The organism is Mesorhizobium sp. M6A.T.Cr.TU.014.01.1.1, assembly GCF_004022765.1.
GTDB classification, from domain to species: domain Bacteria; phylum Pseudomonadota; class Alphaproteobacteria; order Rhizobiales; family Rhizobiaceae; genus Mesorhizobium; species Mesorhizobium mediterraneum.
This window is the reverse complement of record NZ_RZPG01000002.1, coordinates 22,465-46,410: the sequence shown is the minus strand read 5'-3', so window position 1 is coordinate 46,410 and position 23,946 is coordinate 22,465. Positions and strand designations below refer to the sequence as shown.

Here is a 23,946-nt window from a genome sequence, read left to right as displayed (position 1 = left end):
CGGCGTGGCTGCCCGCAATCGACCGGCGCTGCCCATGAAACGCAACTGACTGCGACGTGTCCGGCAGACAAGTCTAGCCGATCGTCTTCTCGAAAATCAGCGCCGGCAGTCCTGAGCCACCGCCGCAGTCGGCGGTATTGCCGGCGGGCAAAAACCCTTGCGAGCGGTAGAAGGCGACGGCCGGAGCGTTTGCCTCTTCCACTTCGACACGCAGCGTCGGCGCCTCCGGAAAGCTGGCCTCGACCTCTTCCAGCAACGCCTGGCCGATCCCTTTCCGCTGGCAGGCCGGATGCACGTAGAGCTGGTTCAGCATGACGATCTTCGCATCCTTGGTGGTTGCAGCGAAAGCCATGCCGCCGATGCGCTTGCCGTCGTCCGCGACCAGGAATTCGGAGTTCGGCCGTGCCAGCCGCGCCTTAAGCGAGGCGATCGAATGCCATTCGTCTGTGATCTCGGTGACTTTGGCAGCACCATAGATGTTGTCGTAGGTGGCGTGCCACGTTTCGACCAGCAACGCGCGGACCGCGGCAAGATCGCGCTCGCCAGCGGTGCGAACGAACATCATCCTATTCGATCCCGAGCTTGGCCTTGACGAGGTCGTTGACCGCTTGGGGGTTGGCCTTGCCGCCTGTCGCCTTCATCACCTGGCCGACGAACCAGCCGGCCATGGTCGGCTTGGCGCGTGCCTGCTCGACCTTGTCGGGATTGGCTGATATCACCTCGTCGACCGCCTTTTCGATGGCGCCGGTGTCGGTGACCTGCTTCATGCCGCGGCTTTCGACCAGCTGGCGCGGATCGCCGCCCTCGCTCCAGACGACCTCGAACAGATCCTTGGCGATCTTGCCGGAGATAGTGCCCTCCTTGATCAGGTCGATGACCGCGCCAAGCTGATCGGGAGAAACCGGAGCATTTTCAATACCCTTGCCGGCCTTGTTCAACGCACCCAGCAAATCGTTGATGACCCAGTTGGCGGCAAGCTTGCCATCGCGACCAGCGGCCACCTTCTCGAAATAGTCGGCAACCGCCTTTTCCGATACCAGGATCGAGGCGTCGTAGGTCGACAGGCCGAGCGATGAGATCAGGCGCGCCTTCTTGGCGTCCGGCAGTTCAGGCAGATCCTTTGCCAGCGCATCGACATAGGCCTGGTCGAATTCCAGCGGCAGAAGGTCGGGATCCGGGAAATAGCGGTAGTCATGCGCTTCTTCCTTGGAACGCATCGAGCGCGTCTCACCCTTGTTGGGGTCGAACAGCCGCGTTTCCTGGTCGATCTTGCCGCCGTCCTCCAGAATGGCGATCTGGCGGCGCGCCTCGTAGTCGATAGCCTGGCCGATGAAGCGGATCGAGTTGACGTTCTTGATCTCGCAGCGCGTGCCAAATTCGCCGCCGGGTCGGCGCACCGAGACGTTGACGTCGGCGCGCAGCGAGCCTTCGTCCATATTGCCGTCGCAAGTGCCGAGATAGCGCACGATGGTGCGCAGCTTGGTCACATAGGCCTTGGCCTCGTCGGCGGAGCGCATATCGGGCTTGGAGACGATCTCCATCAGCGCCACGCCGGAGCGGTTGAGATCGACGTAGGACATGGTCGCATGCTGGTCGTGCATCGACTTGCCGGCATCCTGCTCCAGGTGCAGGCGCTCGATGCCGACCTCGATATCCTCGAACTCGCCCTGCCGGTCCGGACCGACCGAAACGATCACCTTGCCCTCGCCAACGATCGGCTGTTTGAACTGCGAGATCTGGTAGCCCTGCGGCAGGTCGGGATAAAAATAGTTTTTCCTGTCGAAGACCGATTTGTGGTTGATCTCGGCCTTCAGCCCGAGGCCGGTGCGGATCGCCTGCTTGACGCATTCCTCGTTGATGACCGGCAGCATGCCCGGCATCGCCGCATCGACGAGGCTGACATTGGCGTTCGGCGGCGCGCCGAAAGCCGTCGAGGCGCCGGAGAACAGCTTTGCCTGCGAAGTCACCTGCGCGTGGACCTCGAGGCCGATGATGATTTCCCAGTCGCCGGTGGCGCCTGATATCAAGCGTTTGGCTTCTGGCGTGCGGGTGTCGATGAGGGTCATAGTGGCCTGCGAACTTTCGGTGGCGGATTCACATCTGAACGTGAATTCCGCCACGCCGGACGTGAAAGTCATTCGCTAGTGCAAACCACGAAAAGAGACAAGCGCAAAGCCGAAGCTGGCGCTTTCGCACCGAGTCTCGCCGCCGCCGTCGCTCTCGCCGCATTCAGGCCGTCGCGATGTAGGCCCTGATCTCGGCTGCCTCGCGCTCGACATCCTCGATGCGCCGCTTGACCACATCGCCTATGGACACGATGCCGTCGAGCAGGCCGTCCTTTTCCACCGGCAGATGGCGGAAACGGCCACTGGTCATGATCTCCATGACCTCGTTGACGGTGTGGTTCTCATTGCAAATCTTCACCTTGGGCGTCATCGCCGAACGCACCGCGATGTCCAGTGCGGCGGCTCCTTCCCTGGCGAGGACCCGCACGACGTCGCGCTCGGAAAGAATGCCGACGATCTTGTGATCGCCATTGGTGATGACCAGCGCACCGATCCTGTGCTCGGCCAGGATGCGAATGGCCTCGCTCAGCTTTTCGTTCGGCCCGAGCGTCAACACGTCATGGCCTTTCTGCTCGAGAATTGCCTTAACAGTCATGGCGTCCTCCTCTGTTTTACTTGCCGGTTCCTGCCCTGACCGGCTTTCCTCCTGCGCATGACCCCGAAAATCGGCCTCGATTTTCGGAAAAGATCATGCGCCAAATCAAAGTTTCTACAGCGTCCTTTGCGCGTCCAAGAGGACGCGCGGCGCTGTTGTGAACATCGTGCGCCGCGATCGATTGCATTTCAAGTGCGGCGTCTTAATGCGCATCGCATGTCGTTGTCCCAAAACCGCTGCGCACCCTCGGTTCAAGACCGAGGGCATGCTTTTGGGCGACATGCTTCAGGCCATGGACTCATCCGCCTGCTGCCGCCGATCGAAAACGCGCAGGCCGAAGAAGCCGGCGACAAAACCGCCAATATGGGCCTCCCAGGCGATCTGGCTGTCGATGCCGGGCGCGAAGGCAACGAGGCCGGTGATGAGATTGATCACCATCCAGATGGCGAGAAAAGTCATAACGCCGCGCGAGCGGAACACCGCCGCCATGGGCATTGGCGCGCCGGCGAAGGCGGCTTTGCCGGACGAGCGGTCGGTGCGGAAGCCAAAGCGGGCAGCGGCCCCCATCATGCCGGAAATCGCTCCCGATGCGCCGACCAGCGGCGCCTGGCCGAGCGGATGCATGGCCCAGAACAGCACCACCGCCGCCAGCCCCGTCGCCGCGAAGAACAGACTGAAACGAAGCGCGCCGAATCGATTCGCCAGTGGCGAGCCGAAAGCCGCCAGCCACACCATGTTGATGGCTAGATGAGCGAAGCCGCCATGCAGGAAGGCATAGGTGAAGGGGCTCGAAAACGCGTAGAAATCGAGGTCGAAGCGACCGGAATAGCGGATCGGGATGAAGGCAGTCCGGATCAGCAGCGAGAAATCCTGGTCGTCGGTGAGCCAATAGAACCGGATCAGGTGAACGGCGACGCAGATGCCGATCACCGCCAGCACGACGGGTGGCATGTTGAATACCGGCTCGCGGCCGATAGGTCTGCCCTCGCCCTGTTCGATTTCCGATGGGCTTGCTGGTTCGCTCATATGCCTTGCACTCAGTCGCTCGCCTTCGCGAGCATGTAGATCACGGTCACCCGATTCACAAAGGGCGAATCGCCGCGAATCGCTTGGGCGCGAATCAAAAAGAAGCCGTCCAAGGTTGCCCTTGAACGGCTGGTCGAGCCCCCACGCTCCCCAAAACTCTTGACTGAAGTGCTGCCGATCGCTGCGAAACGACCGCTTCTGGAGTGGTTTTAGCGTGCCACGGGCTTGGGCGGGGCGCAACGTAAACCACTTGTTAACCTTAACGACCCCGACCCGTGAACAAGTGTTAACGATGCTGGCACGCATCCTGCTCCGCAACGCATGTAGGTCCTCGGAGGGCGCCCTTCTGTTCACCGATGGGACATCAGACGACAGATTGCGCGGAGCAGCATAGCATGAACCAGAACGGATCGATCACGCTGTTCCATTATTGGAACCGGTTGCGTGACGGGCGCCCTGCCCCGAAGCGTTCGGAAGTCGAGCCAGCCGACATCAAGTCGCTGCTGGCCGACACATTCATCCTGGAAAAAGATACGCGCGGCGAGGCGGTGTTCCGGCTCGCCGGCACAAGACTTTGCGCGGTCTATGGCCGTGAGCTCAAGGGGTTTTCCTTCCCGTCGCTGTGGCGGGAGAAGGACCAGCGGCTTGTCTCAAAACTGATCCATGGCGTCTTCGACCAGAAATCCGTGGTGCTCATCACCTATGAAGGTTTCAGCCGCGGCGACCGTTCCAACAAGTTCGAGCTGCTCGCTCTGCCGCTCGACGGCGGCGTCGAAAACCCGCGCTGCCTCGGTGTGATAAGCGCCGCTGAAAAACCCTTCTGGCTGGGCGCGGATCCGATCACCGACGCCTTGATCGATTCGATCCGCATCGTCGATCCGGAGAAGGAACCGATATTCCTCAAGAACCGGCCGGCCATCGACGTCCCCTCGCTTGTCCCGTTGGATCTCGATCCGCCCCAGACGATTTCGGCGCTCGGCCAGGCGCGCCGCATCCGCCATCTGGTCGTGTTCGACGGCGGGCGCGAGGAATAATCGCGAACGCTAAAGTAACGGTGCCAGGCTTTCCCCTTTGTTAACCTGCTTTGCTGTAGTTTTCCGCTGAAGTTCCTCGCATCAACGCGCGGAATGCCAGACGGGGTGTAGGCAGTCATGAGGTCAGCGGCGGTCGACACCGCGCCGTCCCAAGCTGAAAGGCGTAACTTTCAGCGCGTCCGCGTGAAGATCTATGGGCGCTTCATGCTGGAGGATCGCACCGAACATCCGTGCCAGGTGGTCGACATGTCGCCGGGCAATGTTGCGCTTCGCACCGAGCGCATCGGCATGCCGGGCGAGAAGGTCATCGCCTATATCGATCACATCGGCCGCATCGAAGGCGTCGTCACTCGTATCTTGCAGGATGGTTTCGCGATGACGGTCATCGCGTCGGAACGCAAGAAGGACAAGCTTGCCGCGCAATTGACCTGGCTTGCCAACAAGCATGAGCTCGATCTGCCGGAAGACCGCCGTCACGAACGCGTGGCGCCGCGCAATCCGACCAGCGTGCTTCAGCTCGCCGACGGGCGCCAGTACCAGTGCCGCATCATCGACCTGTCGCTTTCGGGCGCCGCGGTCGAGATCAACGTCAAGCCGGCAATCGGCATCCAGGTCATGCTGGGCACCATGCGCGGCCAGGTGGTGCGCCATTTCGAGGACGGCGTCGCCATCGAGTTCGCCGTCATCCAGCGGCCCGAGACGCTCGATTCCGAATTCAACGCATCCGGCACCTGACAAACAATCAACATATTACGCAATCAGACCGGCCCCATTCGTCCGGTTTTTTGTTGTCCCGCACCGACCGACGCGGCTTGCCAACCGATGCCGCGCCAAGGCGTCGCGCCGTGCCGATGTAGCTCCGCGAAAATGCCTAAACAATTTTATACTGAAATGATTCAAATTTTATGTTTATTCTACAGGCGTTTTACTTAATATCTACTTCGAGCCTTTGCGTCGAATAAATCCAATCGTGTCATTGTCTCCTCAAACGGGGAGACTGGACGATGAAGAAGACGAGGGGCAAGCTGTTGCTCTTGGCAATGGCGATGCAGCTTACCGCCTGGGGAACGGCGTACGCAGCGGGACCAGCCTTCATGCACACCGGCAGCCGCACCACACAGCCGGTCGGCCATTACGAATTCTGCCAGAAGATTCCGCAGGAATGCAATGAGCGGACGCCGAAGCAGGCACCGGTCGAGCTGACCCGCAAGCTGTGGGCCAAGATCGTGAGCATCAACAATTCGGTCAACAGCAAGATCGCGCCGCGCACCGACATGGAACTTTGGGGCAAGGAAGAAGTCTGGTCCTATCCCACCAGCGGCTTCGGCGACTGCGAGGACTATGCGCTGGCGAAGCGCCGCGCGTTGATGAACATCGGCATTCCGGCCGGCGACCTGCTGATGACGGTTGCGCGCCAGCCGAACGGAGACGGCCATGCGGTGCTGACCGTGCGCACCAGCCTTGGAGAGTTCATCCTCGACAATCTGGAGACCAGGGTGCTGTCCTGGACCAACACCGACTACACCTACCTGAAGCGCCAATCGAGCCAGAATTCGGGCGCTTGGGTAACGATCAACGACGGCCGCTCCGACGCGGTCGCCAGCGTCCGCTAAGGACGCCAATGCATGTCGCCCAAAGTGCGCAGCGGTTTTGGGATAACGACATGCATAAAACAGAGGTTAAGCGCGTCGCATGAATGCGACGCGCTTAAGGAGAAAACCCGGTCGAGTCCCCCCCTCCCCGTCCCCAACGACCGGGTTTTAGGAGCCGGCCCCGTCCCCGGGCCGGCTCCACCTTTCGGGGGAGACCGGAGGAAGCCCCGATAGGAGAACTCGACTTGAGCGTCGCCAAATTTTGACGTATTGAAAGAATTGTGGAGACGTTCTCTAGTTCGTCTGGGAGCCGTCATTGGTGACTGTATGGATGCCGATCTCAAATTCGGCATCTACCGCTGTAATACTGCGGAGTGGCACTCTTACGGGTGCCGTCTAGTGCGAGGGCTATCCCTCCTGAATAAGGGGCAATCGCTTACAGGTTGCTGCACATCCGCTTCATGTTGATGAAGCAAAAGGATGTGTCAAATGAACAATTCAAACAAACTAACAAAACTCCGAACCGTGCAGGCCAAGAAGCAAAATTGGCGATGCTTCTACTGCGGTTTTCAGATGTGGGATGGAGACCCGACGCTGTTTTCAGAGCGTTATCATCTCCCTGTAAGATCGCTCAACCGCTTCCGCTGCACCGCGGAACATCTGAAACCCCGGATGGACGGCGGCGAGGACAGACCAGAGAACCTTGTTGCGGCGTGCAAGTTTTGCAATCAAACCCGGCATCGAATGGGTAAAGTGCTATCGCCGGCCACGTACCAGCGGCACGTCCGAAAGCGAATAACGGCCTGGAAATGGCATCCGCTCGCGTGTCACCACTTGTTGAAATGATGCAGCGTCAGACGATCCATCGGAAGGCCACGGCCGCTACGGACGTCGGAACAGAGCCAGAAACTCTTGGCTAGAGCCAGCTTTCCAAGGGCAATTGACCGATGCAGTATGAACCATCAATTCAACCTCCGGATCGCTGCGATGTTGGAAATCCCGGAAGATCGATGCGAGCGCCACCGCCTGTTCAAGGCCATCGACGACGCGTTCAAGGCGGGCGACTTCGAGGCCCTCGGTGTGGCCCTCGGCGGCTCACCCTGCTGGTTCGACGAGCAGATGCCTTTTGAACTCGGCCTTGGGCATCCACTGGAATATGCGATCTATTGGGGCCCCACTGCTTTCATCTCGACCTTACTGGATGCGGGCTCGGACCCGAACTATCACCACCATGGCGGTTTTCCGGCAATCATTGCGGCACTGTCCACCGACCGGGCTGACAGACTGGAAATCGTCCGAATCCTGATCGATGGTGGCGCAGACCTCAACATGCGGGGCGTAAACGACTGGACGCCGCTTCACTATGCGGTCGCCATCCGTAGCGTCAATGCCATCCGCCTGCTGTTGGCGGCGGGCGCCAACCCATCGCTCGAAACCCGCATCGACGACTATACGACAGCCCTCGAGGACGCCGACAATGCCGGCTTTGAAGCCGGCGCTTCGTTTTTGCGCGATGCGATGATCAGGCGCGGCCCCAATGGACGGTGAGTTGGGCGACGATGCCGGTGAACCATATAGCCGAAGGCTGGCCTCAGGCCTTCTTCAGTCCCGCCTTGAAGCATTTGCCGTTGGCCACATAATGCGCGGCCGAAGCGCGCAGCCCGGCAACCGCAGCATCGTCCAGCGCTCGCACCAAACGAGCGGGCGAGCCGATAATCAGCGAATTGTCGGGGAATTCCTTGCCCTCAGTGACCAGCGCGCCGGCGCCGACCAGCGAATTCTTGCCGATTTTCGCGCCGTTCAGCACGATGGCGCCCATGCCGATCAGGCTGTTGTCGCCGATCGTGCAGCCATGCAACAAGGCGCGGTGGCCGATCGTGCAGCCTTGCCCGATGGTCAGGGGAAAACCGACATCGGTGTGCATGACCGTGTGTTCCTGCACATTGGTGTCGGCGCCGATGACGATCGGCTCGTTGTCGCCGCGGATGACGACGCCGAACCAGAAGCCGGCGTTGCGGCCGACCCTGATATCGCCGATCAGGGTGGCGTCGGGCGCGATCCAGTTGCTGTCCGCGTCCTCGAAGCCGGGGGCCTTTCCGTCGATCGCATAGAGCGGCATTTTTCGCCTCCGAATCGTCTCACACTAAGCTTTGCATGTCGTCATCGCAAAACCGCTGCACACCCTTTGGTCAAGCCCAGGGGCATGCTTTTGCGCGACATGCACTAAACGTTCGCAGAGCCTAAAAGCGTGCCGGCCCGGGATGCAATATATCGATCAGCGCTATGCCCAAAGCCAACGCCCAGATCGTCGCAGTGCAGCCGCAGGAGATCAGCGCCAGTGCCGAAATGCGGCCTTCCCGCCAGGCGTCCAGGGCGTCGTTGGCAAACATCAGGGGCCCGGCGCATGCCGTCGCGACCAACGAGCGCAGCATATGCTTTGGCGACACATAAGGCTCGACGAAGGCAAGCCGGCGGCCTGATACCAGCTCCATTGCCGATCCAACCAGGCCGCACGCCGTCAGCCCAACCATAAAACCGAAGAGAGTGTGTTCGACCGGACCCATCTTTACCTTCCATTTACCATGAAATCGCACAGTCGTGTCGACAGGCGCGTTGCAAGAGCCGTGCCGCGCCACATGTGCCGCTTGAGGACACCCAAAGGGGAACACCCAAGGGGACATCTTGGGACAGGCGGCCGATACAGGGGATCGCGATGAAGCAGGCAGCCACCGCCAACGGCCCGCAACTCACCGTCGTCGATTCCAAGCTGATGAGGCGGGTGTTCTACGTGTTCGCGGCGCTGGCAGTGCTTTCGGTGGCGATCAGCCTTGGCGGCAAATGGTTCGGCCGCTCGATCGCCATGGCCGGATACACCGACGACACGACAACCCACGAGGTCGTGATCGGCAACAACGTCATCGCCGTGCCGGCCAATGTCGTCCGCTTCGACCAGGCCCGGCGCGACGGCATCGCCTCGCGCCTCGACCTCTATCTGCGCTATCCCGAGATGGACGGCTACAGCGAGGCTGCCCGGGACGATTTCAACAACACCGGATCGAGCAAGAACATCATTTTCCTGTCGCTCGAACGGCAGATAATGTCGCGCGACATGAGCGGCCGCTTCACGCCGATCTACAGCGCCCTGATCGCCCAACCCGGCACGCCCGGCCCGGGCGGCACCACACTCTACGGCTTCACCGAAAAATCAGGCTATCTCAACGAGGTGCTGGCGGTCGGCAACCGCCGGGGCAAGGACCCGTTCGTGGCCCGCTGCCTGAGCGGCCCAAGTGCTGCGCAATCGCTGGCGCCCTGCGAACGCGACATCCTGGTCGGCGACAAGCTCAGCCTCACCTACCGTTTTCCCAAAGACTTTCTGGCGGACTGGCAGGTGCTCGATGCAGCCATCGCCGCCGAGGCCACGCGTTTCCTGAGGACCGGACGCTAACGCGTTGTGTCTGAAAGGAATTTATGCGACGCGCTTTGGTGGAAAATCGCAAACGGCGGAGATTGGCAAAAACCCCTCTCCGCCCAGGGATGACGAACCCGGGGTGCCTGCCGCCAACCGCAAACTCCCGGCTCAGGCCAGGTCGATGTCGAGGATCGCCATCGAGAAATTATAGTCGCCGTCGTCCTCGTCCTTGAAGACGATGCCGAGGAATTCGTCGCCGACATAGACCTCGGCCGAATCGTCCTTGCGCGGCCGCGCCTTCACTTCAAGCTTGGGGTTCTGGAAGACGCGCTTGAAATAGGCGTCCAGCTTTCTGATTTCGTCCGGCTTCAACAGTCTTCTCCGATCGTCGGTCTTGCTCGTTTGAGCGCGCTTCTGGCACGTCGACAATGGCGATGTAAAGGCGAGCCGACCGGATATGCGAGAACCGACAGGCGGCAGAGCCGGCAAACGGAGTTCGGTTGCCCGCCCTGCGGACTTGAAATCAGATATCGAAGCTGACGACGTGGTCCATCGTCTGCGACGGCAAAAGCTGATCCATCTGCCGCGAAGGCTGGTCGCAGCCGGTCTCGCCGACGACGCGGGCCGGCACGCCGGCAACCGTCTTGTTGTGCGGCACCGGCGACAGCACCACCGAGCCCGCCGCGATCTTCGAGCAATGGCCGACTTCGATATTGCCGAGGATCTTGGCGCCGGCGCCGATCAGCACGCCGTAGCGGATCTTGGGATGGCGGTCGCCGCCGGCCTTGCCGGTGCCGCCCAGCGTCACGCCGTGCAAGATCGACACGTCGTCCTCGATCACCGCCGTCTGGCCGACGACGAGGCCGGTGGCGTGGTCGAGGAAGATGCCTTTGCCGATGCGAGCGGCCGGGTTGATGTCGGTCTGGAACACCGAGGACGACCGGCTCTGCAGGTAGAGCGCGAAGTCCTGACGGCCTTGATTCCACAGCCAATGCGCCAGCCGGTGGGTCTGGATGGCGTGAAAACCCTTGAAATAGAGCACCGGCATGATGAAGCGGTCGCAGGCCGGATCACGGTCGTAATAGGCCTGGATGTCGACACGCACCGTCGACGCCCAGTCCTTGTCGTCGGCTGCCATCGCCTTGAATGTCTGGCGGATGAGATCGGAACCGATATCCTGATGGGCGAGCCGCTCGGCCAGCCGATGGATGACCGCTTCCTCCAGGCTTTCCTGGTTGAGGATGGTCGAATAGAGGAATGCCGCCAGCAGCGGATCGCGGTTGACCGCCTCCATCGCCTCGTCGCGGATCGAGCGCCAGATCGGGTCGATCGGCTTCACCATGGTGGGGCGGGCAATCGTAACGCTGTTCATCAATGATCTCCGGCCATCTACTGGCTCAGGCTTGGCAGCTTGCCTATTCTCCGGCCGCACATATAAGCCAGATCATAGCACGGTTGAACTCAATTTTCCTTAGTGCTTTGTCAAATGGATTTGGTTCACGGAAATTCAAGCGGCCATGGAAAACGAACCCTTGATCGAAGCGCCGCTGAAGCGCGAGCTTTCCGCGCTCTACCGGGCCGAAGGCCGCCACTATCACAGCCTTGCCCATATCGAGGCGATGCTGGCGCTGGCCGGGCACTATCGGGCATCCCTGCACGACCCCGAGGCGGTCGAGGCGGCGATCTGGTTCCACGATGCCATCTATGACAGCCGAGCCAAGGACAACGAAGCCAAAAGTGCCGCCCTTGCCGAGAAAAAGCTCTCCGGCCGCACGGATGCGCAGCGCCTCGGCCGCATCACGGCGATGATCATCGCCACCGCCACGCATGAATTGCCGCGCTTTAGCGACGAGAATGCCGCCCGCGACGCAGCGCTGTTCCTCGACATGGACCTGGCGATCCTGGGTGCGACGCCTGATGCCTTCGACGCCTATGAACAGGCGGTTCGCCGCGAATATGGCTGGGTGGAAGAGCCGATGTGGCGTGCCGGCCGCAGTGCTGTGCTGAAGAGTTTCCTCGCCCGTCCGCATATTTTTCACACCGAGGAATTCCGGCAGCGGTTCGAGGCTCAGGCTCGGCAAAACATGGCGCGCTCGCTCAAGGCGCTTGGGGCGTGAGCGCTGCCGCGGTGCGGAACCGTTGATTCTGGCAGGACAGAGGGGGGCGCGAAGGATCACTACAGATCGGCTTTGTGCTCACAGCGGATTTTCGGCATAGAACTCCAGCACCCGCTGCTTGAAAGTCTTGTCGCCGACGGCCAGCATGTGGTCGCGGCCCTCGATGTGAAAAGCCTTGGCGTTCGGCATCAAGGCGGCCAGTTCGTCGGGCGAACCGCCGATGTCGTCCTTGGTGCCGACGGCAATCAATGTCGGCTGGGCAATGCGCGCAATGTCGGCCTCGGCCAGCAATTCCCGCGAGGTGGCAATGCAGGCGGCCAGCGCGCGGCGGTCGCTGCGGGTCTGGTCGGCGAAGGCGCGAAACGAACGGCCGCGCGGATGGCTGGTGGTATCGGGATCTTCGGCCAGAAGGGCGGCGGCGATCGGATCCCAATCGCCGACGCCGTCGATCATGCCGATGCCGAGACCGCCGAAGACCAGCGTCGCCACCTTGTCAGGGTCGGAAAGCGCCAGGAACGCCGACACCCGCGCACCCATCGAATAACCCATGACATGGGCGCGTTCGACGCCGAGATGATTCAGCAACGCTGCCCCGTCGGAAGCCATTTTTGCGGGCGTGTAATCGGCCTCTTCATAGCTCTTCGACGAGGCACCATGGCCGCGATTGTCGAAGGCGATGGCGCGGTAGCCGGCATCGTTCAGCGCCTTGAACCAACCGGGCGACACCCAATTGACGTAGTGGGTCGAGGCAAAGCCATGGATCATGAGCACCGGATCGCCCTGCCCCGATGCCGGCTGGCGATCGAGGAAGGCGAGGTCAAAACCGTCATGGGAGAAAAACTGCATCTGCGACGGATCCTGCGCGTTCAGTTGTGCGCAGTGCCGATTGCCGGGTGGCGCAACAAATCGCCGTCCTCGATGCCGCCCCTCGCGGCGGTGCCCGCCTTGAGCTCGAGCACGAAGCGAACCGGCTCGCCGGGCGAGATCATCGCTTCGGATTGCGGCTCGCCTTGCTTGATCGCCCGGACCTTGCCGTCCTGACCGACGAAGATCAGGTCGAGTGGCATCGGCGTGTTCTTCATCCAGAAGCTGACATCCCGAGGCTCCTCGAACACGAACAGCATGCCATGGTCGTCGGCCATCTCCTCGCGAAACATCAGGCCGGCCTCGCGCTCGGCGGAGGTGTCGGCGATTTCGATCGAGAAAGAGCGTTCGCCGCCTTTCGTCACCGCGACCAGCGGCTGCGGGTCGACGGCAAGGATCATCGCCCGACTGTCCGCCGAAGCCGATTGCTGGAAGAAAGCGCCTGTAGCGATGACAAAGGCGATCGCGGCGCAGACTACGCCCGTTGTCAGCCAGTTCCTGTGAGTCATTCAAAATCCTTGGCCGGAAATCATCCTAGTGCGAGACCGGCAAGGTACCCATATCCGGGTGAATTTCGGCAGCCATAAGGCCTTTGTCGCCGCGCCCGAAGCGGACCAGCACGACCTGCCCCGGCCTGAGCTCGGTAATGCCGTAGCGGCGCAGCGTCTCCATATGGACGAAAATGTCCTCGGTGCCTTCGCCCCGGGTCAGGAAACCGAACCCCTTGGTGCGGTTGAACCATTTCACCAGCGCCCGCTCGAGGCCGCTTTCCGGCGTCACCGAGACGTGGGTGCGCTGATCCTGCATTTCCGCGGGATGGACCGCCGTGGTGACATCCATGGAGAGCACACGGAACGCCTGCAATCCGCGCTCACCATGCTTGACGAGGCAGACGACGCGCGCGCCTTCCAAGGCGGTCTGGAAACCGTCCTTTCGAAGACATGTCACATGGAGGAGAATATCGCCGGAAGAGCCGTCATCGGGAAGAATGAAACCGTAACCCTTGGCCACATCGAACCATTTGATGGCGCCCGCAACCTCGACAAGATCAGCGGCATCGCCGCTTTCGTCCCTTCGCAAGGCGTCGTTACCGGTTCCGTCCCGCCCCATGAAAGAGGCCTTTTCCCCCATAAGAACGCCCCCCTTTTTCCAAGAATACCGCAACTGATTCTTGAAGTTAGATTAACACTGCCGCTTCCGGTCTGTGCAAGACCTGACGTGCCTTTTTTCACGGTTGATTTGCAGGAATACCGGATTTGTTGTTTGCCGGCGCGGCCGGCTATCGGCAATTGCCCTTTGGCCGGGTGGCCCCTATGTTCCGCCGCAACGCAACATTTCGAGGAAAATCACATGCGCTACCTGCACACCATGGTCCGTGTCGCCGACATCGATGCATCGCTCGATTTCTACTGCAACAAGCTTGGCCTCAAGGAAGTGCGCCGCCACGAAAACGAACAGGGGCGCTTCACGCTGATCTTCCTCGCCGCTTCCGAAGACGAGCAAAGCGGCATCGCCGAAAAGGCGCCGCTGATCGAGCTCACCTACAATTGGGATCCTGAAGACTACAAGGGCGGTCGCAATTTCGGCCACCTCGCCTACGAGGTCGACGACATCTACGCCACCTGCCAGCAACTGATGGACAACGGCGTCACCATCAACCGGCCGCCGCGCGACGGCAACATGGCCTTCATCAAATCGCCGGACGGCATCTCGATCGAGCTTTTGCAGAAAGGCCCCGCAAAGGCCAAGGCCGAGCCCTGGGCGTCGATGGCGAACACAGGAAGCTGGTAGCCAATCACAAGATCGAGAGCGGGTACGACCTAGCTGAGATTTTATGGCGTTTCTCAAGATCGCGCCTATCTGTCCGGCCATCGCGCCTGCTTCCGAAATTGGCGCATCCAAAAGATGCGCGCTTGCTTCAGGAGAAATCCATTCATGCCGACCAGCCATGTCGATGTCGCTACCGGACATGCGAGCCGCTATCTGCAGCAGCTCTGCAAGCACTGGGCGCACAAGTTTCCCGTCGAGTTCGATCCGAACCACGGGACAATCGATCTCACGCTAGGCCACACGGTTCTGGACGCCGATGCGGCAGCGCTCCACATCACGGTAGCTGCTGACGAGGCCGGCTCGCTGGAGCGCCTGGAAACGGTCGTCGCCGATCACATCAAACGCTTCGCTTTCCGCGAAGAGCTGGCGTTCGATTGGAAGAGGGCTTCGGCAGCGTAGGCGACCACGTTCAGCCACTTCTCCCAGCCAACTCCAGCAGCGCCAGCACCGTGCGCCAGTTGCGCGCGGTGGCGGGCACTTTCAGCGTGCGCGGGATGAGATTGGCAAACACCGATTTGCCGAGACCTTCCGGTGCATGCAGATAAAGCACGTCGCCCCTGATCTCGAACCGTTCGGGACCCGTGCATTTCTCCGAAAGACGGGCCGTCTCCTCAGGTGTCGGCGCGCGCTCCAGCGCATAGGCGTGAAGTTTCGTCGGCTCCCCGGCGACCTCCGGGTAGGGATTTTCCGCCGCCAGCCGCTCGAACCAACCGAGATCGCGCACCATGATGCGCGAAAAAAATCCCCATTTCTTGTCGAAGGCCGCTTCCAGCTGTTTGGTCAGCGTGGCCGCGTCGCCCTTTGCCGAACGGAACACAACGTTGCCGCTCTGCACATAGGTGGCGACGTCGCCAAAGCCGAGTTCCCCGAAGAACGACCGCAAGTCCGCCATCTTGACGATGCGGTTGCCGCCGACATTGATGCCGGAAAACAGCGCAACGAAGATCTTCGGCCGGGCTCGGGCGCTCATATGATGAACCCGGCCAGCGTCTCGTTGTCGGTGATGTCCTGATACTGGACGCCCTCGGCCTCGAAATTGGCGTTGAGCAGCTCGAAATTGCGGCGGTCCTTGGTTTCGATGCCGATCAGCACCGAACCGAAATTGCGCGCCGATTTCTTCAGATATTCGAAGCGGGCGATGTCGTCGTCGGGACCGAGCAATTCGAGGAAGTCGCGCAGCGCGCCCGGCCGCTGCGGAAAGCGGATGATGAAGTACTTCTTCAGCCCCTCGAAACGCAGCGCCCTTTCCTTCACGTCCGGCAGCCGCTCGAAGTCGAAATTGCCGCCCGAAACCACCGCGACGATGGTCTTGCCCCTGATTTCCCTCTTGGAAAAATCCTTCAACGCGTCGATCGCCAGTGCGCCGGCCGGCTCCAGCACCACGCCTTCGACGTTCAGCATCTCGATCATCGTCGCGCAGAGGCGGTTTTCCGGGATCAGCCGCACCGCCTCAGTGGCAAACGCCCTGAGGTGCCGCAACGGCTCGCGGCCGATCTCGGCCACCGCCGCGCCATCGACGAAATTGTCGACCCTGGCGAGCTTGATGCGCTTGCCGGTGGCGAGGCTCTCGCTCAGGCTCGGCGCGCCGGCCGGCTCGCAGAAGACGAAGCGCGTGTCGCGGCGCTGGTCGGCGAAATAATGCGTCACACCGGCGGCCAGACCGCCGCCGCCGACCGGCAGCATGATGATGTCCGGCATGCGGGCGCCCGGCATCTGGCCTGAAATCTCGTAGGCGACGGTCGCCTGCCCCTCGATGATGTCCTTGTGGTCGAACGGCGGCACCATGTGCGCGCCGGCGCTTTCGGTGAATTCGGCGGCGGCGCGGTAGCAGTCATCGAAAAAGTCGCCGACCAGCCTGATCTCGACGAACTCGCCGCCGAACAGCCGCGTCTTGGCGATCTTCTGCTGCGGCGTCGTCACCGGCATGAACACCACCCCTCGCTTGCCGAAATGACGGCAGACGAAGGCAAAGCCCTGCGCGTGGTTGCCGGCGGAAGCGCAGACGAACAGCTCGGCATCGTTGCCGGCGTCGAGCGCCTTGCGGAAGAAATTGAAGGCGCCCCTGATCTTGTAGGAGCGCACCGGCGACAGGTCCTCGCGCTTCAGCAACACGCGCGCGCCGGTCTTTTTCGACAGATAGTCGTTTTCCTGCAGCGGCGTCTCCGGGAAAATCTGGCGGATCGCGGCAGCGGCGACAGCGACGCGGGAGGAGAAACTGGTCATGGCAAGATCACCCCGGGTCGCATGTCGGCTATCGGTAGCGTGCATTTGGTTTGCCGCCACGCGGTGGTCGCAAACCTAGCACACAGCGCGTGCGTTTGATCCCAGCCTATTGCATATCCAATCCCGCGAAGCCATTGTCCGGCCGGTTCATGCGCCCCGTCACGGGGTATTCCCAGAATCCTTGCAAGCACTTGGAGGCGTTTGTTCATGCCCGTCGCATCGGTTGCCCTGAAAACCATGTCGCTGCCGGAATTCGGCGAGCCGACGGTGATGCCGCTCGTTGCGCGCACCACCTACGAGGCACGCATCGGGGCACTGGTGGCGCGCGGCAGCAAGGCCGGCTTCGACGCTTTCGTCGTGTATGGCGACCGCGAGCACGCGGCCAATGTCGCCTATCTCACGGGCTACGATCCGCGTTTCGAGGAAACGCTGCTGGTCATCGTTCCCGACAAACAGCCGAAACTCCTCGTCGGCAACGAGGGCTGGGGCTATGCCGAGATCTGCGATGGACCTTACGAACGTGTCCTCTACCAGACGTTCTCGCTGCCGGCGCAGCCCCGCGACCGCTCGCCGGCGCTCCTCGACATCTTTGCCGACTGCGGCCTGAAAGCCGGCCAGCGCATCGGCGCCATTGGCTGGAAACCGTTCGGTCCCGGCGACGCCGGTTTTGGTGAAACAACTCTCGATCTGCCCTCCTTCATCGCCGACACGCTGCGCACGCTTGCCGGCGACAAGCACACAGTGGTGAATGCGGCGAACCTTTTGATGAACCCGGCAGACGGCCTGCGCGCGATCAATGAGGCCGACCAGCTCGCGTCCTTCGAATTCGCCGCGACCTATTCGTCGCAAGGCCTGCGCAACGTTCTGCAAGGCATCGAACCCGGCATGACCGAGTTGCAGGCGGCGCGGCTGATGGGCATCAACGGCCTGCCGCAATGCTGCCACCTCATGCTGTCGGCCGGCAAGCGCGCGCCCTATGGCCTGCCAAGCCCCCGCCTCGACGTCATCAAGCGCGGCGATCCGGTCACCATGGCCTATGGCCTCCACGGTTCGCTCAATGCCCGCGCCGGTTTCCTGGTCGAGGACGCAACCGAGCTTCCGCCCGACATAAGCGACTACGTCGAAAGACTGGTCGCGCCCTATTTCGCTGCCGTCGTCGACTGGTACGAGACCGTCGGCATCGGCGTCAGCGGCGGCGCCCTGTGGAAAGCCGTGCATGACCGCATCGGCGATCCGTTCTTCGGCGTCTCGCTCAATCCCGGCCACCTCGTCCACATCGACGAATGGATGCATTCGCCGATCTTCGCCGGCTCCGACATCACGCTGAAGTCGGGCATGGCGCTGCAGGTCGACATCATTCCGGCAACCGGGACGGATTATTTCACCACCAATATCGAGGACGGCATCGCGCTGGCCGACCAGGCCCTGCGCGAGGAAATCGCCGCGCGTCACCCCGAAGCCTGGCGCCGCATCGAGGCGCGGCGCGCCTTCATGACGGAAGTGCTCGGCATCCGTCTCAGGCCGGAGGTGCTGCCCTTCTCCAACATCCCGGCCTTCCTGCCGCCGTTCTGGCTTTCGCGCAACAGTGCGATGGCCGTCGCCAGCCGCTGAGCGCATTTCGGCCGGACATGACTTACTTCTGCCGCACTTCGACTGTCCGGGAAGGTTCGCGGAGGTTGGATAGGCCTTTCGGCCGGAGTGGAATTTCAGAGTTGAAGAAGATTTGTATCATTGCGCTTGCCTTGCTTGTTGCCGGCTGCGGCGGCCGGCAGACCGAGGAACTGCTCGGCAGCGCCATGGTGTCGGCGCCGGTGACCGACATCGCCGGCAACCACAGCATCTTCATCGCCACGACGCGCAAGCGCTCCGACGATCCCAGCAAGGTTTTCGACCGCGAGCGCTCGGCCACGCTGAACTATGCCCGCGCCAACGTCACCGTGCCGGGGACCCACGAAACCGGTCAGATCGAGCGGCGCTCGCGCGGCAAGTCGAACGACCCGGCCAAATATTTCATGGCCTCCGAAGTCGTCGGCTACGACACCGCGCCGAAATTCTCCAGCGCGCTCAGTGCCGACATCGCCGCGCGCGGCGGTCGGGTCATGATCTTCGTCCATGGCTACAACACCGGCTTCGACGCCGCCGTCTACCGCGTCACCCAGATCGCCCATGATTCCGGCTACCCGGGCACGCCGGTGCTGTTTTCCTGGGCGTCGGGCGCCAAAACGAGGGACTATGTCTACGACAGGGAAAGCGCCAGTGCCGCCCGCGACCAGTTGGAAGTGACGCTGAGAATGCTCGCGCAGACCGGCGCGCGACGCATCGACATCGTCGCCCACTCGCTGGGAACCTGGGTCACCATGGAAGCGCTGCGCCAACTTGCCATCAACGGCGACCGCGATCTCGGCGGCAAGCTCGGCGACGTCGTGCTGGCCTCACCCGACATCGATGTCGACGTGTTCAAGAGCCAGATGCGCCGCTACGGCAAGCCGAACAAACCCTTCATCCTGCTTTTGTCCGACGATGACCGGGCGCTGCGGCTCTCCGGCCTTATCGCCGGCTCGCGGCCGCGCGTCGGCGACTACAAGGATGCGGCCGACCTCGCCGACTATGGCGTGAGCGTCGTCGATCTCTCCAGCGTCAAGGGATCGGATCGCTTCAACCACACCAAATTTGCCGACAACCCCGAACTGGTGAAGATGATCGGCCAGCGGCTGCGCGAGGACGACGGTTTTGCCAGCGACCGCGAGGTAACCGACCGCATCAGCCTGCTCGGACAGTGAGGTGCGTTCGACGCCCTGTTCCGCAGGCTTTCGTGATACACGATTGCGCCACCATCGGATCGCTTTCAACTGGACCAGGCCGGCCTCTGGCTCTATCGAAACCAAAGACGTCATACGGTTGACGTCCCTTCGGGAGCCTGCGTGACCGTGCGTTCGAAGATTTTTCTCGTCGTTGCGCTGGCGCTCGCTGTTACCGGCTGCGCCGGCCGGAAGACACACGACCTTCTCAACACGACGGCTGTGACGGTGCCTGCCTCCGACATCGCGGCCACGCATGAGATCTTCGTCGCCACCACCCGCGAGAAAGCCACGAAAGATCCGCGGCAGGTGTTCGATGGCAATCGCTCGCTGACCACCAGCTTTGCCCGGGTCGAGGTAACGGTTCCGAAGGTCCATCAGCTTGGCGCAATCGAGCGCGTCAAAGGCTCCGCAAACAGCAATCCAGCGAAGGATTTCACCGCAACGAATGTCGCCTTCTATGAAGGCGCCCCGCAATTCGCCAAGGCGGTCGGCGCCGACATCGCCATGCGCGGCGACCGCGCGCTGGTTTTCGTGCATGGCTTCAACAACGGTTTCGACGACGGCGTCTACCGGTTGACGCAGATTGCGCACGATACGAAATATCCCGGCACGCCGGTGCTGTTCTCATGGGCGTCGAGCGGCAAGACCACGGGCTATATCTACGACAAGGAAAGCGCCAACGCCGCGCGCGACGATCTCGAAGAGACGCTGCGCATGCTGGCCAAGACGAAGGTCAAGAGCATCGACATCATCGCCCATTCGATGGGCACCTGGGTGACGATGGAGGCGCTGCGCCAGCTTGCCATCACCGGCGACCGCGATCTCAGCGACAAGCTTGGCTATGTCATCCTTGCCTCACCCGATATCGATGTCGATGTCTTCAAGAAGCAGATGATCCGCTACGGCAAGCCCGACAAGCCGTTCGCCATCCTGCTTTCGGGCGACGATCGCGCCCTCAGACTCTCCTCGCTGATCTCCGGCGATAAGCCGCGCGTCGGCGACTATGGCGATGCGGCCGACCTCGCCAGCTATGGCGTTTCGGTGGTCGACCTCACCAAGACCAAAGGCGGCGACCGCCTGAACCACGCCAAATTCGCCGACAACCCGTTTTTGGTGCAGTTGCTCGGCGACCGGCTGCGCGCGCCGGCCGGCCTGGCATCGGAAGAAGCCAATCCGGCGCAGCCGATCGACAATCTCGGCCAAGGCATCGGCAAGGCCGTCGGCTCCGTCGCCGAGATCGTCATCACCACCCCGTTCAGGGTGCTGACCATCGCCACCGGCGGATGAGCGGCGGCTGAGCTAGTTCGGAATATAAGTAGCGATCCTTCGCGCCCCCCTCTGTCCTGCCGGACATCTCCCCCACTTGGGGGGAGATTGGCAGCTTCGGCGCTCCGCTCATTCCTACGACGGTGAAGATTGGCGAAAGCCGAGGTGACGTCCAATCTCCCCCCTCGTGGGGGAGATGTCCGGCAGGACAGAGGGGGGCGCGAACCCGCCGGCATCAAAGGTTCTACACCGCAGCAACCCTAAACGAACAGATCAACCTTCTGGAACGTCGTCACGTCGATCAGGCCGACATCGGAAATCCTCAGTTCCGGGATGACGACCAGCGCCAGCAGCGAGTGCTGCATGTAGGCGTTGTTCAGCGAACAGCCCATCTTGCGCATCGCCTCGGTGAGCATGTCGGCCTTGACTGCCACGATTTCGGCGCGCTCGTCCGACATCAGCCCGGCGATCGGCATTTCGACCAGTGCCAGTTCCTTGCCCTTGGAGAACAGCACGACTCCACCGCCGCCCTCGCCCAGCCGGTTGACCGCCAGTGCCATGTCCTGCTTGGAGGTGCCGACGACGATGATGTGGTGCGCATCATGCGCCACGCTGGAGGCCATGGCGCAGTCGGCCATATAGCCGAAGCCGGAGACGAAGGCATTGGTGACGCCGCCGGTGCCCCGGTGGCGCTCGACCACCGCGATCTGGCAAACGTCGTTGCGACGGTCCATGGCGACCAGCCCGTCCTCCACCGGAAGATCGGCCTCGAGAGCCCGCGTCGGCGCCTGGTTCTCGATCACGCCGATGACCCGCACCCGCACCTCGTTGGCGCCCATGGGCGCCACGATGTCGAAATCCCCCGGTTTGAGCTTCTTGCCGAGCTTGACGGTGTTCTTCGCCGTCTTCGGATAGTCATAGGCCGGAATGTCGATTTCGAGCTTGCCGCCCTTGGCCAGCCTGACGCCGCGGCCATAGACCTCGTCGATGGTCATCGCGGCCAGATCGGAGACGATCAGCAGATCGGCGAGCCGCCCCGGCGCGATCGAGCCCAACTCGCGCTCCAGCTTGAAATGCTGGGCGGTGTTGAGCGTCGCCATCTGGATCGCCGTCACCGGCTTCAACCCCTGGCTGATGGCGTGCCGGACCACCCGGTCCATATGGCCTTCATGGACAAGCGTGCCGGAATGGCTGTCGTCGGTGCACAGGATGAAGTTGCGCGGGTCGAGCCCGCTCTCCGTCACCGCCTTGATCTGCGAGGCGACGTCGTACCAGGCGGAGCCCAGCCTCAGCATCGCCTTCATGCCCTGGCGGACGCGGGCGATCGCGTCCTCGGCGCGCGTGCCTTCATGGTCGTCCTCGGGTCCGCCGGCGACATAGCCGTGGAACGGCAGGCCGAGATCGCGCGAGGCGTAATGGCCGCCGACGGTCTTGCCCGCCCTCACCGTCGCGGCGATCTCGCCCGACATCACCGGATCGTTGGCCGCGACACCGGGAAAATTCATCACCTCGCCAAGCCCGATGACGTTTTCCCAGGTCATCGCCTCGGTGACATCGGCGACCGTCAACTCGGCGCCGGCATGCTCCAGCCCCGGTGCGGAGGGCACGCAGGACGGCATCTGCACATGCACGTTGATCGGCATGGCGACGGCCTCGTCATGCATCAGCCGCACGCCCGGCAGGCCGAGCACGTTGGCGATTTCATGCGGGTCGATGAACATCGAGGTGGTGCCATGCGGGATAACCGCGCGGCAGAACTCCGTCACCGTCACCATGCCGCTCTCGACATGCATGTGCGCGTCGCAAAGGCCCGGCACCAGATAGCGCCCGCCGGCGTCGACCACCTTGGTGCCCTGCCCGATAGCGTGACCGGCATTCGGCCCGCAATAGGCGAAGCGGCCGCCGGCAATGGCAATGTCGGTGCCGGCGATGATCTCGCCGGAGTGAACGTTGACCCAGCGCCCATTGCGGATGACGAGATCGGCGGGCCGCCTGCCCATCGCCACGTCGACCAGATGCGTCGACACCTCGGCCCAGGGTTTTGGTTTCGTCGCACGCGCGGTCTTCGCCATGAAGGGACTCCTGTTTTCCCGACTGTGCCAAGCCGCGCGGATTTTGACCAGCGAGATCAGCGGATTGCTTGAGCGCTCCTCGGCCTTCACATCGATCGTGATTCTCGCGTTTCGTTGCGAGGTCGCGATTCGTTGCTTTGTGACGGCAGTTATGCTATCGGCATGGTGCTGATTTGCGCCAACGACCCGCCGCCGAGGCGGGTTTTTTGTTTCGGCGCCGGCCGTTAAGTATCCTCCCGCTGTTCCCTGTCGCGGCAGTTGAGAAGGTCGACCAGATCGTCGGCCTCTTCGATGGGCATGTCGATCAAGGGGACGCCCACCTCGACAACCGGCAGGCCAGTGAACACATCAATGATGTCCCAGGTGCCTTCAGGTGTCTTCTCAATGTCGTAGCGTTGAGCCATGGGGGTGGAGCATGGATAGAGGAGAAGATTTAGCGCGTTTTACCCGGTCACCGCTCGTTTGGCCTACGGCATTGCGGAAATGATTCCCGTCCAGTCTGATCAAGCGCCTCAAGTAATGGGGCAAGAGTGCTGGGCAGCCGGAGGTCGACAGCCAGATTTAGCACGTCGTGTAAATGCCGGCGATTATCTTCGGAACGGATCAATTGCCGTACGGCCTTGGCAACAGACTTCCCTCGTCCTGTGTCAAACTCTGCCATGTTCGGGGTTCCAGTAACTTTAGTCCGAAACTCAGCCGCTGCGAAATAGTTCCAGCGATCTTGTTTGAATCTCTGTGGGTGGTTGGAGCTGGCTCGGTGACGGCAGCTATGTGGGCGCGGTGCTGATTGCGCCAACGGCCCGCCGTCAAGGCGGGTTTTTTGTACCAGGTTTCAGCGATGGCAGAAGATGGCTTGACGGCCTTTGGCTGGCGTCTGAAAAGGACTGGCCTGCGGACGTGGCGGAATTGGTAGACGCAAGGGACTTAAAATCCCTCAGCTACGGCTATCCGGGTTCGATTCCCGGCGTCCGCACCAGATTGTATTTATGGCTTCGCGAGCCGGCAGTGCCCGGACCGTTTGGAATGTGATGGCGGCCGGCCTGTTGTGAGC

Annotated in this window: 26 protein-coding genes and 1 tRNA gene; 12 read left to right on the top strand and 15 right to left on the bottom strand. The window is 61.9% G+C overall.

Annotation, left to right across the window (positions count from 1 at the left end; genetic code table 11):
- Window positions 1-73 precede the first annotated feature (73 nt).
- From EN885_RS02655 to EN885_RS02640, 4 genes are all read right to left on the bottom strand, one after another.
- A complete protein-coding gene (locus tag EN885_RS02655; protein ID WP_206616805.1) occupies window positions 74-562 on the bottom strand; it encodes a GNAT family N-acetyltransferase in 489 nt (162 codons plus the stop codon).
- 4 nt (window positions 563-566) lie between these two features.
- Window positions 567-2,066: an Asp-tRNA(Asn)/Glu-tRNA(Gln) amidotransferase subunit GatB gene (gene gatB, locus EN885_RS02650; RefSeq protein ID WP_126106755.1), complete on the bottom strand. Its 1,500-nt coding sequence runs from the start codon at window positions 2,064-2,066 to the stop codon at window positions 567-569.
- A gap of 163 nt (window positions 2,067-2,229) precedes the next feature.
- Window positions 2,230-2,661: a CBS domain-containing protein gene (locus EN885_RS02645; protein ID WP_023798170.1), complete on the bottom strand. Its 432-nt coding sequence runs from the start codon at window positions 2,659-2,661 to the stop codon at window positions 2,230-2,232.
- Between the two features lie 285 nt (window positions 2,662-2,946).
- On the bottom strand, window positions 2,947-3,687 hold the full coding sequence (locus EN885_RS02640; RefSeq protein WP_095489500.1) for a rhomboid family intramembrane serine protease: 741 nt from the start codon (window positions 3,685-3,687) through the stop codon (window positions 2,947-2,949).
- 395 nt (window positions 3,688-4,082) lie between these two features.
- Between EN885_RS02640 and EN885_RS02635 the strand changes: the two genes are divergently transcribed.
- The 4 genes from EN885_RS02635 to EN885_RS02615 all read left to right on the top strand — a co-directional run bounded on the left by EN885_RS02635 (window position 4,083) and on the right by EN885_RS02615 (window position 7,861).
- A complete protein-coding gene (locus EN885_RS02635; RefSeq protein WP_128241183.1) occupies window positions 4,083-4,721 on the top strand; it encodes a PAS domain-containing protein in 639 nt (212 codons plus the stop codon).
- 117 nt (window positions 4,722-4,838) lie between these two features.
- Window positions 4,839-5,456, top strand: coding sequence for a PilZ domain-containing protein (locus EN885_RS02630; RefSeq protein ID WP_126106758.1), 618 nt, complete (start codon window positions 4,839-4,841; stop codon window positions 5,454-5,456).
- Between the two features lie 305 nt (window positions 5,457-5,761).
- Window positions 5,762-6,334: a transglutaminase-like cysteine peptidase gene (locus tag EN885_RS02625; RefSeq protein WP_245492999.1), complete on the top strand. Its 573-nt coding sequence runs from the start codon at window positions 5,762-5,764 to the stop codon at window positions 6,332-6,334.
- 966 nt (window positions 6,335-7,300) lie between these two features.
- Window positions 7,301-7,861: an ankyrin repeat domain-containing protein gene (locus tag EN885_RS02615; RefSeq protein ID WP_164897771.1), complete on the top strand. Its 561-nt coding sequence runs from the start codon at window positions 7,301-7,303 to the stop codon at window positions 7,859-7,861.
- 43 nt (window positions 7,862-7,904) lie between these two features.
- Here the strand turns inward: EN885_RS02615 and EN885_RS02610 are convergent, their stop codons facing one another.
- Both EN885_RS02610 and EN885_RS02605 read right to left on the bottom strand, forming a co-directional pair.
- Window positions 7,905-8,432 (bottom strand): gamma carbonic anhydrase family protein, encoded by a 528-nt coding sequence (locus EN885_RS02610; RefSeq protein ID WP_095489506.1) that lies wholly within the window; start codon window positions 8,430-8,432, stop codon window positions 7,905-7,907.
- A gap of 121 nt (window positions 8,433-8,553) precedes the next feature.
- Window positions 8,554-8,877: a hypothetical protein gene (locus EN885_RS02605; protein WP_164759244.1), complete on the bottom strand. Its 324-nt coding sequence runs from the start codon at window positions 8,875-8,877 to the stop codon at window positions 8,554-8,556.
- A 149-nt stretch (window positions 8,878-9,026) separates the two neighbouring features.
- On the opposite strand from EN885_RS02605, the gene EN885_RS02600 reads away from it, so the two are divergent.
- On the top strand, window positions 9,027-9,758 hold the full coding sequence (locus EN885_RS02600; RefSeq protein WP_095489507.1) for a hypothetical protein: 732 nt from the start codon (window positions 9,027-9,029) through the stop codon (window positions 9,756-9,758).
- Window positions 9,759-9,890: 132 nt separating this feature from the next.
- Here EN885_RS02600 and EN885_RS02595 read toward each other — a convergent pair whose 3' ends face one another.
- Window positions 9,891-10,094: a DUF3126 family protein gene (locus EN885_RS02595; protein WP_013531334.1), complete on the bottom strand. Its 204-nt coding sequence runs from the start codon at window positions 10,092-10,094 to the stop codon at window positions 9,891-9,893.
- Window positions 10,095-10,245: 151 nt separating this feature from the next.
- Complete coding sequence (cysE, locus tag EN885_RS02590; RefSeq protein WP_095489508.1) at window positions 10,246-11,094, bottom strand: serine O-acetyltransferase; 849 nt, start codon at window positions 11,092-11,094, stop codon at window positions 10,246-10,248.
- A 145-nt stretch (window positions 11,095-11,239) separates the two neighbouring features.
- Here cysE and EN885_RS02585 point away from each other — a divergent pair, with 145 nt between their 5' ends.
- A complete protein-coding gene (locus EN885_RS02585; protein ID WP_095489509.1) occupies window positions 11,240-11,839 on the top strand; it encodes a hypothetical protein in 600 nt (199 codons plus the stop codon).
- A 78-nt stretch (window positions 11,840-11,917) separates the two neighbouring features.
- Here the strand turns inward: EN885_RS02585 and EN885_RS02580 are convergent, their stop codons facing one another.
- The 3 genes from EN885_RS02580 to EN885_RS02570 are packed head-to-tail and all read right to left on the bottom strand — an operon-like array spanning window position 11,918 to window position 13,813.
- A complete protein-coding gene (locus tag EN885_RS02580; RefSeq protein ID WP_164547221.1) occupies window positions 11,918-12,685 on the bottom strand; it encodes an alpha/beta hydrolase in 768 nt (255 codons plus the stop codon).
- Window positions 12,686-12,705: 20 nt separating this feature from the next.
- On the bottom strand, window positions 12,706-13,212 hold the full coding sequence (locus tag EN885_RS02575) for a DUF192 domain-containing protein (RefSeq protein ID WP_128244114.1): 507 nt from the start codon (window positions 13,210-13,212) through the stop codon (window positions 12,706-12,708).
- Between the two features lie 25 nt (window positions 13,213-13,237).
- Window positions 13,238-13,813, bottom strand: a complete 576-nt coding sequence (locus tag EN885_RS02570) for a cold-shock protein (RefSeq protein ID WP_185928364.1) — start codon at window positions 13,811-13,813, stop codon at window positions 13,238-13,240.
- Window positions 13,814-14,053: 240 nt separating this feature from the next.
- Between EN885_RS02570 and gloA the strand changes: the two genes are divergently transcribed.
- Window positions 14,054-14,494, top strand: a complete 441-nt coding sequence (gene gloA, locus EN885_RS02565) for a lactoylglutathione lyase (RefSeq protein WP_095489512.1) — start codon at window positions 14,054-14,056, stop codon at window positions 14,492-14,494.
- Between the two features lie 144 nt (window positions 14,495-14,638).
- Entirely contained in the window at window positions 14,639-14,932 is a 294-nt protein-coding gene (locus EN885_RS02560; protein ID WP_095489513.1) for a DUF2218 domain-containing protein, read from the top strand.
- A 10-nt stretch (window positions 14,933-14,942) separates the two neighbouring features.
- Here the strand turns inward: EN885_RS02560 and EN885_RS02555 are convergent, their stop codons facing one another.
- Complete coding sequence (locus EN885_RS02555; RefSeq protein WP_128244113.1) at window positions 14,943-15,503, bottom strand: DUF1697 domain-containing protein; 561 nt, start codon at window positions 15,501-15,503, stop codon at window positions 14,943-14,945.
- Window positions 15,500-16,756 carry a threonine ammonia-lyase IlvA gene (gene ilvA, locus EN885_RS02550; RefSeq protein WP_128244112.1) on the bottom strand — a complete coding sequence of 419 codons (1,257 nt, stop codon included), beginning with the start codon at window positions 16,754-16,756 and terminating at the stop codon, window positions 15,500-15,502. Before ilvA ends, EN885_RS02555 begins: the two co-directional genes overlap by 4 nt.
- 207 nt (window positions 16,757-16,963) lie before the next feature.
- On the opposite strand from ilvA, the gene EN885_RS02545 reads away from it, so the two are divergent.
- The 3 genes from EN885_RS02545 to EN885_RS02535 all read left to right on the top strand — a co-directional run bounded on the left by EN885_RS02545 (window position 16,964) and on the right by EN885_RS02535 (window position 20,844).
- The gene (locus EN885_RS02545; RefSeq protein ID WP_095489672.1) at window positions 16,964-18,367 is read left to right on the top strand and encodes an aminopeptidase P family N-terminal domain-containing protein; all 1,404 of its coding nucleotides are present in this window, start codon (window positions 16,964-16,966) and stop codon (window positions 18,365-18,367) included.
- A gap of 101 nt (window positions 18,368-18,468) precedes the next feature.
- Window positions 18,469-19,536, top strand: a complete 1,068-nt coding sequence (locus tag EN885_RS02540; protein ID WP_128244111.1) for an alpha/beta hydrolase — start codon at window positions 18,469-18,471, stop codon at window positions 19,534-19,536.
- Between the two features lie 141 nt (window positions 19,537-19,677).
- Window positions 19,678-20,844, top strand: a complete 1,167-nt coding sequence (locus tag EN885_RS02535) for an alpha/beta hydrolase (RefSeq protein ID WP_095489517.1) — start codon at window positions 19,678-19,680, stop codon at window positions 20,842-20,844.
- A 239-nt stretch (window positions 20,845-21,083) separates the two neighbouring features.
- On the opposite strand, the gene ade is transcribed toward EN885_RS02535, so the two are convergent.
- Together ade and EN885_RS02520 are read right to left on the bottom strand one after the other, a co-directional pair.
- On the bottom strand, window positions 21,084-22,895 hold the full coding sequence (ade, locus tag EN885_RS02525; RefSeq protein WP_128244110.1) for an adenine deaminase: 1,812 nt from the start codon (window positions 22,893-22,895) through the stop codon (window positions 21,084-21,086).
- A gap of 224 nt (window positions 22,896-23,119) precedes the next feature.
- The gene (locus EN885_RS02520) at window positions 23,120-23,299 is read right to left on the bottom strand and encodes a hypothetical protein (RefSeq protein WP_095489518.1); all 180 of its coding nucleotides are present in this window, start codon (window positions 23,297-23,299) and stop codon (window positions 23,120-23,122) included.
- A gap of 487 nt (window positions 23,300-23,786) precedes the next feature.
- Here EN885_RS02520 and EN885_RS02515 point away from each other — a divergent pair.
- Window positions 23,787-23,871, top strand: a tRNA-Leu gene (locus EN885_RS02515).
- The last annotated feature ends 75 nt before the right edge of the window (window positions 23,872-23,946 follow it).

Bases quoted from the DNA above. Each gene is read 5' to 3' on its own strand.
- EN885_RS02520 (WP_095489518.1), bottom strand. From the start codon at position 23,299: ATGGCTCAACGCTACGACATTGAGAAGACACCTGAAGGCACCTGGGAC.
- EN885_RS02575 (WP_128244114.1), bottom strand. From the start codon at position 13,212: ATGACTCACAGGAACTGGCTGACAACGGGCGTAGTCTGCGCCGCGATC.
- EN885_RS02570 (WP_185928364.1), bottom strand. From the start codon at position 13,813: ATGGGGCGGGACGGAACCGGTAACGACGCCTTGCGAAGGGACGAAAGC.
- ilvA (WP_128244112.1), bottom strand. From the start codon at position 16,756: ATGACCAGTTTCTCCTCCCGCGTCGCTGTCGCCGCTGCCGCGATCCGC.
- EN885_RS02580 (WP_164547221.1), bottom strand. From the start codon at position 12,685: ATGCAGTTTTTCTCCCATGACGGTTTTGACCTCGCCTTCCTCGATCGC.
- EN885_RS02645 (WP_023798170.1), bottom strand. From the start codon at position 2,661: ATGACTGTTAAGGCAATTCTCGAGCAGAAAGGCCATGACGTGTTGACG.
- EN885_RS02625 (WP_245492999.1), top strand. From the start codon at position 5,762: ATGGCGATGCAGCTTACCGCCTGGGGAACGGCGTACGCAGCGGGACCA.
- EN885_RS02635 (WP_128241183.1), top strand. From the start codon at position 4,083: ATGAACCAGAACGGATCGATCACGCTGTTCCATTATTGGAACCGGTTG.
- EN885_RS02640 (WP_095489500.1), bottom strand. From the start codon at position 3,687: ATGAGCGAACCAGCAAGCCCATCGGAAATCGAACAGGGCGAGGGCAGA.
- EN885_RS02655 (WP_206616805.1), bottom strand. From the start codon at position 562: ATGTTCGTTCGCACCGCTGGCGAGCGCGATCTTGCCGCGGTCCGCGCG.
- ade (WP_128244110.1), bottom strand. From the start codon at position 22,895: ATGGCGAAGACCGCGCGTGCGACGAAACCAAAACCCTGGGCCGAGGTG.
- EN885_RS02545 (WP_095489672.1), top strand. From the start codon at position 16,964: ATGCCCGTCGCATCGGTTGCCCTGAAAACCATGTCGCTGCCGGAATTC.
- EN885_RS02560 (WP_095489513.1), top strand. From the start codon at position 14,639: ATGCCGACCAGCCATGTCGATGTCGCTACCGGACATGCGAGCCGCTAT.
- EN885_RS02630 (WP_126106758.1), top strand. From the start codon at position 4,839: ATGAGGTCAGCGGCGGTCGACACCGCGCCGTCCCAAGCTGAAAGGCGT.
- EN885_RS02555 (WP_128244113.1), bottom strand. From the start codon at position 15,503: ATGAGCGCCCGAGCCCGGCCGAAGATCTTCGTTGCGCTGTTTTCCGGC.
- EN885_RS02610 (WP_095489506.1), bottom strand. From the start codon at position 8,432: ATGCCGCTCTATGCGATCGACGGAAAGGCCCCCGGCTTCGAGGACGCG.
- gloA (WP_095489512.1), top strand. From the start codon at position 14,054: ATGCGCTACCTGCACACCATGGTCCGTGTCGCCGACATCGATGCATCG.
- cysE (WP_095489508.1), bottom strand. From the start codon at position 11,094: ATGAACAGCGTTACGATTGCCCGCCCCACCATGGTGAAGCCGATCGAC.
- gatB (WP_126106755.1), bottom strand. From the start codon at position 2,066: ATGACCCTCATCGACACCCGCACGCCAGAAGCCAAACGCTTGATATCA.
- EN885_RS02615 (WP_164897771.1), top strand. From the start codon at position 7,301: ATGTTGGAAATCCCGGAAGATCGATGCGAGCGCCACCGCCTGTTCAAG.
- EN885_RS02600 (WP_095489507.1), top strand. From the start codon at position 9,027: ATGAAGCAGGCAGCCACCGCCAACGGCCCGCAACTCACCGTCGTCGAT.
- EN885_RS02605 (WP_164759244.1), bottom strand. From the start codon at position 8,877: ATGGGTCCGGTCGAACACACTCTCTTCGGTTTTATGGTTGGGCTGACG.
- EN885_RS02585 (WP_095489509.1), top strand. From the start codon at position 11,240: ATGGAAAACGAACCCTTGATCGAAGCGCCGCTGAAGCGCGAGCTTTCC.